The sequence below is a fragment of the Stenotrophomonas sp. YJH_SMC_73 genome (assembly GCF_059370155.1).
In genome coordinates this window covers 1-12700 of the sequence record NZ_JCAFTJ010000015.1, presented here as the reverse complement: position 1 = coordinate 12700, position 12700 = coordinate 1, and the positions used below count along the sequence as shown (strand labels likewise).

The window sequence follows — 12700 nt, the reverse complement described above, 5'->3', positions numbered from 1 at the left end:
TCACCCTATCGGCGCGATCCCGCAGGCATCGACCCGCATCACTGCATCCTGCACGCGTCCATGGCCAGGAATTGTCAGTTCCGGCGCGATTTCGGCCAGCGGCACCAGCACGAAGGCACGCTCGTGCAGGTACGGATGCGGCACCTTCAGCCCAGGCTGGTCGAGCGCCTGCGCACCATACAGCAGCAGATCCAGGTCCAGCGCGCGCGGGCCCCAGTGCACTGCCGGATCACGCGTGCGACCGAAGCGCTGCTCCAGCGCCAGCATGGCCTGCAGCAGCTCATCGGCCGGCAAGGTGGTTTCGACCGAGGCCACCGCATTGACGAACGGCGGCTGGTCTTCATTGCCCCAGGCCGGCGTTGCGTAAAGCCGCGAGGCCTGGCGCAGCCGGGTACCGGGCAGGCCGTCCAGCGCGGCAATCGCCGCGCCGACGGTGGCGGCCGCGTCGCCGAGGTTGGCGCCGAGGCCGATCCAGGCGAGGGTCATCGCTTACTCGCCCGCTGCACCGGCCGCGGCACCCGGACGACGGCGGCGACGGCGGCGCTTGCGCGGCGCTCCGCTCTCGTCATCGCCATCTTCGCTGTGCATCGCATCCAGCGACGACTCCAGCTCACGACCGGACTGCGCCTGCGCTTCGCGCCAGAACTCGACATCGGCGGCGTGCTCGGACGACGCCACCTGGCGCAGGCTGAGGAAATCGAACGCGGCACGGAAGCGCGGATGGGTCAGGGTGCGGAACACGCGCTTGCGCTGGCGCGAGCTGAAGCGCGACTGCAGCAGCCAGATTTCCTGCATCGGCAGCGAGAAGCGGCGCGGCAGCGCGATGGTGCTCAACTGCTGCACGGTGACGCGGTCGGCGGCGCGGCGCTGCGCCTCTTCCGGTGCCACGCCCTGCTTGAGCAGGGTCGCCTGTGCACGGCAGAACGCCGGCCACAGCAGCAGCGCGAACAGGAACGCCGGCGAGACCGGTTCGTCGTTGGCCACCCGCGCATCGGTATTGGCCAGGCCCTCGACCAGCATGCGGCGCAGCGCGCCGGTGCGGTTGGCTTTCAGCGCCTTGGCGCTTTCCGGGAACAGCACGTCGAGCAGGCCGTAACGCTCAAGGCCTTCGAAGCTGGCCACGCCGTGTCCGGACAGGAACAGCTTGAGCACTTCCTCGAACAGGCGCGCTGGCGCGGCTTCGTTGAGCAGGCCGGCCAGGTGCGGGATCGGCGCGGCAGTACCCTCTTCGATCTGGAAGCCGAGCTTGGCCGCCAGGCGCACCGCTCGCAGCATGCGTACCGGGTCTTCCTGGTAGCGCTGCACCGGGTCGCCGATCAGCTTCATCAGGCGCGCCTGCACGTCCTCGAAACCACCGGTGTAGTCGCGCACCGAGAAGTCCTCGATGGCGTAGTACAGGGCGTTGCAGGTGAAGTCGCGGCGGATGGCGTCGTCTTCGATGGTGCCGTACACGTTGTCGCGCACGAGCATGCCGTTTTCCATCTCGCGGTCGCCGCTGCCGTCATCGCTGTTGGCACGGAAGGTGGCGACTTCGATGATTTCGCGACCGAACACTACGTGGGCGAGGCGGAACCGGCGGCCGATCAGGCGGCAGTTGCGGAACAGCTGCTTGACCTGCTCGGGCGTGGCGTCGGTGGCCACGTCGAAATCCTTGGGTTGGCCATTGACCAGCAGATCGCGCACCGCGCCGCCGACAAGGTAGGCGCCGAAGCCGGCATCGCGCAGGCGGTAAAGCACGCGCAGGGCGTTCGGGCTGATGTCCTTGCGGGAGATCGTGTGCTGGTCGCGCGGGATGACGCGCAGGCTGAACGGTGATGTAGCAGAGGAAATGATGTTGGCGCTTCCGGTTGAAGTTTCGGGATTGCCCAATGGCATCGAGGTGCATATACTAGCGCTCCTGCCTCGGCAGCGACACAGTTACGCTCCCTTCGTCTAGTGGTTAGGACGTGGCCCTCTCAAGGCTAAAACAGGGGTTCGAGTCCCCTAGGGAGCGCCAGTCGCCGCAGCAGGAACCGAAAAAGCCCGCCTTGTGCGGGCTTTTCTGTTTTCCGGGATTGCAGTGATTGCGGTCGGGTTGGTCGCTTTGGCGCCTCCCTGCAATCGGCTCGAGCCGGTGGGGTCACCCAGGGCAGGACACGCCGTGAACCCATCCATGGGGGCTCGATGGCGCCATCCTTGGCGCCAACGGTCCTGCCCTGGGTGACCCCACCGACTCTGGACGGTTTCCCGCCAGCTGCGGCAACAACCGACCAGCGCTTCGCCGCATCCGCACGCACCATGAAACTGTCAGGAGGGGGCAGGCCGCCCTCTCCAGGACCGTTGGCGCGATGGGTTGGGCGCATGCGCCCGACGGGTTGGGCAGGAGCACAAGCCTGGTCTTGCCGAGTGCGCAGGACAGCGCACGCGAGCAAGGCGCCATCGAGCACCATGGATGGGCTCTTGCGTGTCCTGGAGAGGGCGGCCTGCCCCCTCACACTCTGGACAAGCAGGCGCCAACGGAACGCAACCGAAGCCAGTCGCCGTCAGCCTTCCATCTGCTCCAGCTCCTTGCCCTTGGTCTCGCGTACGTAGCGGACCACGAAGACGATCGAGAGGATGGCCGCCACCGCGTAGATGCCATAGGCGCCGGCCAGGCCGATGCCGGCCAGCAGCATCGGGAAGGTCACGGTGATCGCGAAGTTCGAGGTCCATTGCGCCGCACCCGCCACCGCCAGCGCCGGGCCGCGGATCTGGTTGGGGAACATCTCGCCCAGCATCACCCACATCACCGGGCCCCAGGACATGTTGAAGAACACCACGTAGACGTTGGCGGCGACCAGCGCCAGCCGTCCCATGCCATCGGACAGCTGCAGGCGCCCGCCGGCCAGGCTGCCGCTGGCAAACGCCACCACCATCAGCACCAGCGCCACCGACATGCCGACCGAGCCGACCCACAGCAGCGGCTTGCGCCCAATGCGGTCGATCAGCAGCACGGTGAGCAGGCAGGCGCCGATGCTCAGCGCGCCGGACAGCACATTGATCAGCAGTGCGTCGCTTTCAGAGAAGCCCACCGCCTGCCACAGCACCGCGCCGTAGTAGAACACCACGTTGATGCCGACCAGCTGCTGGAACATGGCCAGGCCGATGCCCACCCAGAGGATCGGGCGCAGCCTGCCGGTAGCCCTGCTGCGCAGGTCGCCGAAGCGCGGCTTGTGCTGGTCCTGTGCCAGGCTGGCTTCGATCTCGGCCTGCTTGGCCCGGGCAGCGGCCTCGCCGTACAGTCGCGACAACACCGCCCTCGCCTGCCCCTGGCGGCCCTTCAGCACCAGGAAGCGCGGGCTTTCCGGAATCACCAGCAGCAACAGCAGGAACAGCGCGGAGGGCAGCGCCTGCATCCAGAACATCCATCGCCAGGCTTCGTGGCCCAGCCACAGCGGCTCGGTCGAGGCGCCGGCGGCGCGGGCCAGCAAGTAATTGCTGAGGAAGGCCGCGAACAAACCGCAGATGATGGCCATCTGCTGCACCGTGGCCAGCCGGCCGCGATAGCGCGCCGAGGCGACTTCGGCGATGTAGGCCGGTGACATCACGCTGGCCGCCCCCACCGCAAAGCCGCCCAGCACGCGGGCCGCGATGAACAGCCAGGACGCGTGGGCCGCCCCGGCGCCCAGCGCCGAGACCAGGAACATCAGCGCGGACACGATCAGGACACCACGGCGCCCCAGGCGATCGCCCAACCAACCGGCCAGGAATGCACCGACCGCGCAGCCCAGCAGCATCGAGGCAACTTCGAAACCCAGCGCCGCCTCGCTGGAGTTGAAGGCCTGGCGCAGGCCATCGACCGTGCCGTTGATGACACCACTGTCGAAGCCGAACAGGAAGCCACCAAGCGTGGCCACGCAACTGATCAGGACGATGAACGCCGTGTTTTCACCACCGTGGGAGGCGGTGCGGGACGGGGCCTGGGACATGGACGATCCTGCTGGGAAGGGAGCCCGGCCACCAGGACCGGTTGTCGCGCAGCCTCGCACACGCCCTGCCGTGCCGCCAATGGCCGCGCCTGCCAGACGCCCGTTTTCCGTCCCATCCCGACACCGGGGGCCAACCTGTTCTAGAATTGGCGGGTTCAGGAATCGATCCACCCCCAGCCCATGCCCTTTGTCGTCACCGAAAACTGCATCAAGTGCAAACACACCGATTGCGTGGAAGTGTGCCCCGTGGATTGCTTCCACGAAGGCCCGAACTTCCTGGTGATCGACCCGGATGAGTGCATCGACTGCACCCTCTGCGAGCCGGAGTGCCCGGTCAACGCGATTTTCCCCGAGGACGACGTCCCCGCCGGCCAGGAAGGCTTCGTTGCCCTCAATGCCGAGCTGGCGAAGGAATGGCCGGTGCTGACCGTGCGCAAGGACCCGCCCGCCGACGCCGGCGAATGGGACGGCAAGCCGGACAAGCTGAAGCTGCTGGAGCGCTGAGAAGCGCCCGCGGCGGCAACGGAAAAGGGCGCCCATGGCGCCCTTTTCTGTTCTCGGTAGGTGCCAACCTTGGTTGGCACGGAAGCGCCGACCAAGGTCGGCCTCTACCAGGGCGGCCCTTACTGAGCCAGCTTCGCCTTCAGCGCGGCGATCAGCTTCACCGGCGCTTCGGCGGTGGCCGGCAGGCCACGCGGGTCGACCGCGGAGATGTAGGCACCTGCATCAACCGCCACCACGCGGACCAGGAAGTTGCTGCCTTCGTAGGCCACGTCGTACGAGCCCAGCAGCTGCGCGCGGCTGGCAATGGTCACGCCTTCCACGCCTTCCAGTGCGGTACCGACCTTGGCGAAGGCTTCATCCTTGCCACCGGCAATGGTGAAACCGGTGTTGCCCACCGCCGGGGCTGCGGCGACCGGCGCCGCCGGCTTGGTGGCCGAGGCCAGTGTCGGCACCTTGTTGTCGGTGGTGGCGTTGGGCAGGTTCAGGTCCGGCGGTACTTCCAGCGGGCGCATTTCCGGGGCCAGGGCGTAGTCGCCCTTGACGCCACGCTTGAAGCAGCCGGTGGTGCCGGCCGCAACAGCTACAGCAAGCAGGGCGTAGGACAGCACGCGGACAGTGGAAACGGATTGACGCATGTGAATCTCCTGGGTCAGACCAAGACGGAAGGTCAGTGGCTGGAAAGGGCTTCGAGGGCGGCGATGTCGCCGGCAAGGTGGTCGGCCGCGGGATGATGTGCTGCCGACAGCGGCAGCAGCGGCAGGCGCAGGTCATGGCCGATGCCGATGCGGCGCAGCAGCGCCTTGACCGGGATCGGGTTGGGTTCGACGCCACAGAAATCATGGAAGGGATGCAGGCGCGCGTCCCACGACTCGGTGGCTTCTTGGTCGTGCGCGGCAGCCAGCTCGCACATCCGGCGATACGCGCCCGGAAGCACGTTGGAACCGACCGAGATCAGGCCATCGATGCCGGCCCGGATCGAACGCGCGGCGGTGCCGTCGTCGCCACTGAGCACCGCGAACGTCGGGCTGCGCAGCGCCAGCAGCGCCTGCACCCGGCCGGTGTCACCCACCGCTTCCTTGATGCCGACGATATTGGGGTGGCTGGCCAGTTCGGCCACGGTCTCCGGCTGCATGTCGCAGCCGGTACGGCCGGGCACGTTGTACAGCACGACCGGCAGCCCGCCCTGGTCGGCCACCGCGCGATAGTGCGCGATCAGGCCAGCCTGCGTCGGCCGCACGTACGGCGGGGTGACCACCAGTGCGTGGCTGGCGCCAAGGGCGGCGGCACGGCGGGTCTGTTCGATGGTCTTGGCGGTGCCCGACAGGCCGGTGCCGGCCATGACCGGGATGCGGCCGCCGATGCGTTCGACGGCGCTGGCCAGCAGCTGGTCGTACTCGGCATCGGTCAGGGTCGCCGCTTCGCCGGTCGAGCCAGCCACGACAACGCCATGGACGCCACCCTCCAGTTGCAGGTGCAGCAGGCGCTGCCAACCATCGGGATCGAGGGCGCCGTCGGCCCGGAACGGGGTCGCCAGCGCGGTGATGAGGCCGGAAAGGGACAAGGACGTGCTGCTCTTGGCTGGGAAGGGAAACGCCCGCCACGAAAGGCTGGGGGCGGCCTGAATGTTACTTGCGGCGCGAAAGCACGGGCAAGTATGCTGGACACCGGTGGATCCCCGCCTCTGGCGGGCATTCAGACTCACGCATGCATTACCCGGAATCGCCTTGACCGACACCACCCCGCGCCCCGCGCCGAGCGAAAACCACCTCCTGATCAACGCCTATACGACGCATCCGGAGTCCCCCCTGCTGTCCGTCACCCGCCGCATCGCCGACAGCGGCTGCAACCTGGTGGACGCACGCCTGGCCACGGTCGGCCGCGATGTCTCGGTCACCGCCCTGGCCACCGGCTCCTGGGACTCGGTGGCCAAGCTCGAGGCGATGCTGACCCGGCTGGAGCGCGAGGAGGGCCTGAAGCTGGTCTGGTACCGCACCGCCGCCAAGCAGGCGCAGTCCAACCTGCTGCCATACATCGTCGAAGTGATCGCCGCCGACAAGCCGGGCATCCTGTTCCAGCTGGCCGACTTCTTCGACCGCCAGGGCATCACCATCGAGAACCTGCAGAGCACGCGCTACCGCGCCATGCAGACCGGTGCGGAAATGTTCAGTGCACAGGTCACCATCGGCGTGCCGGCCAACATGCACATCGCCGCGCTGCGCGACGATTTCCTTGAGTTCTGCGACCACCTGAACCTGGACGCGATCATGGACCCGATGAAGTTCTGAATGAATTCCTGATTTTTCGCGCGCCTCTCACGGGCGCGTGGCGTTTCATGCAATTGTCTTGGAAAGAACCCAGGCTCGACAGAAGGACCTCATGAACAACGGCGATACCCTGGACAGCACCACCCTCTCCCTGCCGCTGGCGCTGTCCGGTGGCGACCAGGCCACCCTCGGCGACTATGCCGGCCAGTGGCTGGTGCTGTACTTCTACCCCAAGGACAGCACTCCCGGCTGCACCACCGAAGGTATCGACTTCAACGCGCTGCTGCCGAAGTTCAAGAAGGCCGGCGCGGTCGTGCTGGGCGTCTCGCGCGATTCGGTGAAGTCGCACGACAATTTCTGTGCCAGGCAGGGCTTCGGCTTCCCCCTGGTCAGCGATGGCGACGAAGCGCTGTGCAGCGCCTTCGACGTGATCAAGATGAAGAACATGTACGGCAAGCAGGTACGTGGCATCGAACGCAGCACCTTCCTGATTTCCCCCGACAGCCGCATCGTGCAGTCCTGGCGCAAGGTCAAGGTCGCCGGCCATGCCGATGCCGTTCTCGCCGAACTGAAGGCCTCCCAGTCCAAGTGAGTCCCACTGCCTACTGTGTCTGCCATCACCCTGCCCGGCAGCAGGCCGTGGTGGTTTTTCCCTGTCCGTAACCAGGAATCGACGATGACCCGAGGCAAGCGCATCTACGTGCTGGATACCAACGTGCTGATGCACGATCCGACCGCGCTGTTCAAATTCGAGGAGCACGACGTTTACCTGCCCATGCAGGTGATCGAGGAGCTGGACAACGGCAAGAAGGGCACCTCCGAAGCGAGCCGCAACGCCCGCCAGGTGAGCCGCTTCCTCAACGAGCTGGTGCAGGCCTCCGGCCTGGACAACCTGGCCGACGGCATTCCGCTGCAGCGCCCGAATGGGCTGCAGCTGCGCGGCAAGCAGAGCGCCGGCAAGCTGCGCTTCCAGACCAGCCATTTCGACGCTGGCAAGAGCTTCGGCAAGGTGATCCCGGACAACGCCATCCTCGGCGCGATCCTGGCCCTGAAGGAAGAAACCCCCGACCTGCCGGTGGTGTTCGTCTCCAAGGACATCAACCTGCGGATCAAGGCCGCCATCGCCGGCATCGTGTCCGAGGACTACGAGAACGACCGCGCGCTGGACGATTTCAGCCTGCTCTACACCGGCGCTACCGAGCTGCCGGAAGACTTCTGGAAGCGCCACGGCGACGACCTGCGCAGCTGGAGCGACAAGGGCCGTACCCATTACGAAATCCAGGCGCAGGACGGCGAGGAGTGGTACCCGAACCAGTACGTCTACCTGCCCGGCGAAGATGAAGTCGAGCTGCGCGTCAGCCGCGTGGTCGGTGACGGCAAGGTGGTGCTGTCGCTGGTCGATGATTTCCGCCACGGCAGCCACGCCGTGTGGGGCATCAGCGCACGCAACCGCGAGCAGAACTTCGCCCTCAACGCACTAATGGATCCGGAGATCGACTTCGTCACGCTGCTGGGTACCGCCGGCACCGGCAAGACCCTGCTGGCGCTGGCCGCCGGCCTGGCGCAGACGATGGACCAGCAGCGCTACCGCGAGATCATCATGACCCGCGCCACGGTCAGCGTCGGCGAGGACATCGGTTTCCTGCCCGGCACCGAAGAAGAGAAGATGACGCCGTGGATGGGCGCGCTGACCGACAACCTGGAAGTGCTCACGCACAACCAGGAAGGCGGCACGTGGGGGCGCCAGGCGACCAACGACCTGCTGGCCAGCCGCATCAAGATCCGCTCGATGAACTTCATGCGCGGCCGCACGTTCCTGTCGCGCTACCTGATCCTGGACGAGGCGCAGAACCTCACCCCGAAGCAGATGAAGACGCTGATCACCCGCGCTGGCCCCGGCACCAAGATCGTCTGCCTGGGCAACGTCGAGCAGATCGACACCCCGTACCTGACCGAGACCACCTCGGGCCTGACCTACGCGGTGGATCGCTTCAAGAACTGGCCGCATAGTGCACACATCACCCTGCGCCGTGGCGAGCGTTCGCGCCTGGCCGATTACGCTTCGGAGGTGTTGTGAACCGCCGCACCCGCCTGCTGCTGCCCACGGCTGCAATCACCCTCGCAGCCGTGCTGGGCGCCTGCACCACTACGCGCGGCCCGGCCAGTGTGCCCACCGCCGAGCGCACCGGCCAGTCCTGGGTGGTCACCCGCCCGATCATCGCCGCGCAGGTGCTCGACACCTGCTCGCGGCCCAGCCCCGGCCGCGAGGCCGGGCGGGTCAGCGGCTACTGGGCACCCAGCCGGCAGCAGATCGACCAGCTGGAAGCGAATCTGTCTTCGCTGGAGGCCCAGGTGCCGAAGGTGCTCGACTTTGACCGGCAGTACGTCGGCATCGAAAGCGCAGGCCGACGCCTGATCTACATCAATGCCTTCCACCTGCCCGACGACAGCGGCATCAATCCGGCCCGCGAAGCGATCCGCGTCTGCGATGGCGGCGCGCAGTTCTGGGGCGCGGTGTTCGACCCGGCCAGCAACACCTTCAGCGAGCTGCAGTTCAACGGCGGCTTCGGCGGGCCCTGAGGGGCCCCGCCGATGGGAATACGCCTGCCCACCTGGGTCTGGATCGGCGCGGTCGCGCTCTCGTGCGTGGCCGGCATGGTCAACGTGGTCGGCTTCCTCGGTTTCGAGCACCAGGCGGTCAGCCACATGACCGGCAGTACCAGCCAGCTCGGCATGGCACTGGCCCAGGGTGACTGGCGCGCGGTCGGCCACCTGTGGGGACTGCTGATCGCGTTCTCGCTGGGCGCAATGCTCAGCGGCCTGCTGATCCAGGACAGCACCCTGCAGCTGGGCCGACGCTACGGCGTGGCGCTGGCGCTGGAGTCAGCACTGTTGCTGGTAGCCATTCCGCTGTTCGAACGGCACCAGATATGGGGTGCACTGGCCGCTGCCATGGCCTGCGGCCTGCAGAATGCGATGGCCACCACCTTCAGCGGCGCGGTGGTGCGCACCACCCACCTCAGCGGCATGTTCACCGACCTCGGCATCGGCTTGGGCCACCTGCTGCGCGGGTTGCCACTGCAGGTACGGCGACTGACCCTCAGCGGCCTGATCATCAGCGGCTTCCTCGCCGGCGGCATCCTCGGCGCCTGGCTGTTCGTGCGCTGGCAGTACGACGCCCTGCTTGCCCCCGCCCTGCTGACCGGCCTGACCGGACTGGGTTATGTGCTGTACCAGCAGTGGGCGCGTTGGCGGCATTGAGGGCGGCGCTCCAGGGGTCAGATCCCTTTGCCTGCGGTAAAGGGATCTGACCCCATCTATCAGCGGCGACGCTACCGCCTTTACGGTGACCACGGCACAATCGCTGGATGAGCCCGACCACTCCCGTTTCCGCCCTCACCATCGCCGGCTCCGACTCCGGTGGTGGCGCCGGCATCCAGGCCGACCTGAAGGCCTTCGCCGCACACCGCGTGCATGGCCTTTCCGCGATTGCTGCACTGACCGCGCAGAACACCCGCGGCGTCATCGCCGTGCATGTGCCGCCGATCGATTTCCTGCGCGCGCAACTGGACGCCTGCTTCGACGACTTCGACATCCACGCGGTGAAGCTCGGCATGCTGGCCAACGCCGAGGTGATCAATGCCGTCGCCGATGCATTGGAGCGCCATCGCCCGCCACACGTGGTGCTGGACCCGGTGATGGTCGCCACCAGCGGCGCGCGCCTGCTGGAAGACAGCGCCCTGCAGGCGATGCGCGAGCGGCTGATCCCGCTGGCCACGCTGATCACCCCGAACACGCCGGAAGCAGAGCTGCTGGTCGGACGGAAGATCGGCAACGGCGATGACGCCGAACGGGCGGCCTCCGCCCTGCTCGACCTGGGCGCCGGTGCGGTGCTGCTCAAAGGTGGCCATCTGCAGGAAGGCAACCGCGTGATCGACCGCTACTTCGACGGCGTCAGCAGCGAAGAATTCATCCATGCCCGCCTGCCGCTGGACGCACATGGCACCGGCTGCACGCTGGCCTCGGCCATCGCCGCGCAACTGTGCAACGGCTTGAGCCTGGCCAATGCCTGCGAAGCCGGTATCGACTACGTTGCACGCGGCCTGCAGCAGGGCTATGCCCCCGGCCGCAGCGAGGTGCTGGTGCTCGATCACTTCGGCGCGGCACCACACGCATGAGCCTCACACCGGACGTCCTCGCCGTGCAGTGCGCTGATGGCCATCGCTACGAAGTGATTGCCTGCGTGCCTGCACAGCCCATCGCGCGCCTGCTGTGGCTGCCTGCACTGGGCGTGGCCGCGCGCCACTACCTGCCGCTGGCGCAGGCGCTGGCGGCGAAGGGCGTGGCGGTGTACCTGCACGAGTGGCGCGGCAATGGCAGCAGCTCACTGCGGCCGTCGCGCACGCAGGACTGGGGCTATCGCGAGGTACTCGAACAGGATCTGCCCACCAGCCAGGCGGTCCTTGTCGCGGCGGATGACGAGGCCGGCGCGCTGCCCTGGATCATCGGTGGCCACAGCCTCGGCGGTCAGCTGGCCTGCGTGCATGCCGGCCGCAATCCGCAGCACTTCAACCGCTTGTGGTTGGCGGCCAGCGGCTCACCGTTCTGGCGCGGCTTCCCGCCACCGCGGGGCTGGCTGCTGCCACTGGTCTACCGCTTCCTGCCGTGGATCGCACAGCGCCAAGGCGTGCTGCATGGCCGGCGCCTCGGCTTCGGCGGCACCGAAGCGCGCGGACTGATCGCCGACTGGGCGCGCGTGGGCCTGAACAACCACTATGCCGCGGCCGGCATGGACGAAGACCTCGACGCACAGATGGCGCGCGTGCATGGCAGCGCGCAGGCGGTGTTGATGGAACACGACTGGTTGGCACCGACCGGATCGATGCAGACATTGCTGGCCAAGCTGCCGAATGTGGACGCGCAGCTGCGCGTGCTGTCGGCGCAGGAACTGGGCACGCGTGCGGATCATTTCGCCTGGTTGAAGGCCCCTGACGCTGTGGCGGACCGCTTTTTCATTCAGTTGGATGAAAATTTTCACAAAACTGTTGACGGTACGCGCCGACATCCGCATAATTCCGCTCCTGTCGCAGGGCGCCCGTAGCTCAGTTGGATAGAGTACCTGGCTACGAACCAGGCGGTCGGGAGTTCGAATCTCTCCGGGCGCACCACTCGACAGGTTTTCAGCATCCGCCGCTGGAAATGCAGTAAAATTTGATTGTGTACCGCGCGCCCGTAGCTCAGTTGGATAGAGTACCTGGCTACGAACCAGGCGGTCGGGAGTTCGAATCTCTCCGGGCGCACCATTACACCGAAACAGCAGGCCTCGGCCTGCTGTTTTTTTATGCGTGTTTTTCGGCAGGGCTGCGCCCTGCACCCCTGGTAGTGCCGGCCGCTGGCCGGCAACCTCAACGACAACAGCAGCAGCACGCATTCCGTGGGTTGGCGGGGCGGTGTCGGCGTGCGGGGACGCCGCAAGTACGTCCGTGTAGCAACTGTGTTGATGGAGGGGCTTGGCCCCTCCATCAACACAGTTGCTACATGGCGATCGTCGAGATCCAGGCTTACACGGCGGCCCACGCCGGCTCTCGACACCTACGCTGCCAGATTCCGATCAGATAAGGCTTGGCAGCCGCATCCATGCGGCTGACACCCCGCACTCCGACACCGCCCCACCTCTGACAGATTCCGTGTGCTGTCGGTAGGTGTCGACCTTGGTCGACACATCTGTCAGATATTGAGTGAATTCATCCACGCATGACGTGGATCTACCGTGTCGACCAAGGTCGACACCTACCAGAGCAGTACGCCGTTCCGACAGATCGCGGAAAACTGTCGAAGGCGGGGTGGGTCCGGTTGCGGGAGTGTCCGCGGCATGGATGCCGCGGCCAAGCCCCCATGGGTGAGGGCGCTTTGCTTGCGAAGCACTGCTTCGCAAGCGCCCGAACGCACAGCCGCCAGCGGCTGGGCCGGCCTGGGGGTTTACGG

At 66.8% G+C, this 12700-nt stretch carries 13 protein-coding genes and 3 tRNA genes; 11 read left to right on the top strand and 5 right to left on the bottom strand.

The features are described from left to right. On the bottom strand, positions 1-486 hold the full coding sequence (folK, locus tag AC5P8R_RS19670) for a 2-amino-4-hydroxy-6-hydroxymethyldihydropteridine diphosphokinase (protein ID WP_032960824.1): 486 nt from the start codon (positions 484-486) through the stop codon (positions 1-3). Positions 487-489: 3 nt separating this feature from the next. Further along, positions 490-1869 carry a polynucleotide adenylyltransferase PcnB gene (gene pcnB, locus AC5P8R_RS19665; RefSeq protein WP_032960826.1) on the bottom strand — a complete coding sequence of 460 codons (1380 nt, stop codon included), beginning with the start codon at positions 1867-1869 and terminating at the stop codon, positions 490-492. 52 nt (positions 1870-1921) lie between these two features. Here pcnB and AC5P8R_RS19660 point away from each other — a divergent pair. Further along, positions 1922-1996, top strand: a tRNA-Glu gene (locus tag AC5P8R_RS19660). 526 nt (positions 1997-2522) lie between these two features. Here the strand turns inward: AC5P8R_RS19660 and AC5P8R_RS19655 are convergent. Continuing rightward, positions 2523-3947, bottom strand: coding sequence for a sugar porter family MFS transporter (locus AC5P8R_RS19655; RefSeq protein ID WP_046429936.1), 1425 nt, complete (start codon positions 3945-3947; stop codon positions 2523-2525). Positions 3948-4127: 180 nt separating this feature from the next. On the opposite strand from AC5P8R_RS19655, the gene fdxA reads away from it, so the two are divergent. Continuing rightward, the gene (gene fdxA / locus AC5P8R_RS19650) at positions 4128-4451 is read left to right on the top strand and encodes a ferredoxin FdxA (RefSeq protein WP_005409054.1); all 324 of its coding nucleotides are present in this window, start codon (positions 4128-4130) and stop codon (positions 4449-4451) included. A 119-nt stretch (positions 4452-4570) separates the two neighbouring features. Here the strand turns inward: fdxA and AC5P8R_RS19645 are convergent, their stop codons facing one another. Continuing rightward, positions 4571-5086 (bottom strand): hypothetical protein, encoded by a 516-nt coding sequence (locus AC5P8R_RS19645; RefSeq protein WP_032960832.1) that lies wholly within the window; start codon positions 5084-5086, stop codon positions 4571-4573. A 32-nt stretch (positions 5087-5118) separates the two neighbouring features. After that, the gene (gene dapA, locus AC5P8R_RS19640) at positions 5119-6012 is read right to left on the bottom strand and encodes a 4-hydroxy-tetrahydrodipicolinate synthase (RefSeq protein ID WP_046429935.1); all 894 of its coding nucleotides are present in this window, start codon (positions 6010-6012) and stop codon (positions 5119-5121) included. A 163-nt stretch (positions 6013-6175) separates the two neighbouring features. On the opposite strand from dapA, the gene AC5P8R_RS19635 reads away from it, so the two are divergent. From AC5P8R_RS19635 to AC5P8R_RS19595, 9 genes are all read left to right on the top strand, one after another. Further along, positions 6176-6736, top strand: coding sequence for a glycine cleavage system transcriptional repressor (locus tag AC5P8R_RS19635; protein ID WP_005409051.1), 561 nt, complete (start codon positions 6176-6178; stop codon positions 6734-6736). A 91-nt stretch (positions 6737-6827) separates the two neighbouring features. After that, positions 6828-7307, top strand: a complete 480-nt coding sequence (locus AC5P8R_RS19630) for a peroxiredoxin (protein ID WP_014646743.1) — start codon at positions 6828-6830, stop codon at positions 7305-7307. A gap of 84 nt (positions 7308-7391) precedes the next feature. After that, positions 7392-8792, top strand: a complete 1401-nt coding sequence (locus AC5P8R_RS19625) for a PhoH family protein (protein ID WP_014646742.1) — start codon at positions 7392-7394, stop codon at positions 8790-8792. Next, a complete protein-coding gene (locus AC5P8R_RS19620; RefSeq protein ID WP_014646741.1) occupies positions 8789-9295 on the top strand; it encodes a hypothetical protein in 507 nt (168 codons plus the stop codon). The genes AC5P8R_RS19625 and AC5P8R_RS19620 overlap by 4 nt, the downstream gene beginning before the upstream one ends. 12 nt (positions 9296-9307) lie before the next feature. Continuing rightward, entirely contained in the window at positions 9308-9976 is a 669-nt protein-coding gene (locus AC5P8R_RS19615) for a YoaK family protein (RefSeq protein ID WP_032957720.1), read from the top strand. Positions 9977-10083: 107 nt separating this feature from the next. Then, positions 10084-10893, top strand: coding sequence for a bifunctional hydroxymethylpyrimidine kinase/phosphomethylpyrimidine kinase (gene thiD / locus AC5P8R_RS19610; protein ID WP_046429932.1), 810 nt, complete (start codon positions 10084-10086; stop codon positions 10891-10893). Beyond that, a complete protein-coding gene (locus AC5P8R_RS19605; RefSeq protein ID WP_142234573.1) occupies positions 10890-11816 on the top strand; it encodes an alpha/beta hydrolase family protein in 927 nt (308 codons plus the stop codon). Before thiD ends, AC5P8R_RS19605 begins: the two co-directional genes overlap by 4 nt. Then, positions 11807-11883: transfer RNA gene (locus AC5P8R_RS19600), tRNA-Arg, on the top strand. Before AC5P8R_RS19605 ends, AC5P8R_RS19600 begins: the two co-directional genes overlap by 10 nt. A gap of 58 nt (positions 11884-11941) precedes the next feature. Further along, positions 11942-12018, top strand: a tRNA-Arg gene (locus tag AC5P8R_RS19595). Positions 12019-12700 lie beyond the last annotated feature (682 nt).

Coding starts and splice junctions, on each gene's coding strand:
- AC5P8R_RS19630 (WP_014646743.1), top strand. CDS start 6,828: ATGAACAACGGCGATACCCTGGACAGCACCACCCTCTCCCTGCCGCTG.
- folK (WP_032960824.1), bottom strand. CDS start 486: ATGACCCTCGCCTGGATCGGCCTCGGCGCCAACCTCGGCGACGCGGCC.
- thiD (WP_046429932.1), top strand. CDS start 10,084: ATGAGCCCGACCACTCCCGTTTCCGCCCTCACCATCGCCGGCTCCGAC.
- AC5P8R_RS19645 (WP_032960832.1), bottom strand. CDS start 5,086: ATGCGTCAATCCGTTTCCACTGTCCGCGTGCTGTCCTACGCCCTGCTT.
- AC5P8R_RS19655 (WP_046429936.1), bottom strand. CDS start 3,947: ATGTCCCAGGCCCCGTCCCGCACCGCCTCCCACGGTGGTGAAAACACG.
- AC5P8R_RS19625 (WP_014646742.1), top strand. CDS start 7,392: ATGACCCGAGGCAAGCGCATCTACGTGCTGGATACCAACGTGCTGATG.
- AC5P8R_RS19605 (WP_142234573.1), top strand. CDS start 10,890: ATGAGCCTCACACCGGACGTCCTCGCCGTGCAGTGCGCTGATGGCCAT.
- AC5P8R_RS19615 (WP_032957720.1), top strand. CDS start 9,308: ATGGGAATACGCCTGCCCACCTGGGTCTGGATCGGCGCGGTCGCGCTC.
- fdxA (WP_005409054.1), top strand. CDS start 4,128: ATGCCCTTTGTCGTCACCGAAAACTGCATCAAGTGCAAACACACCGAT.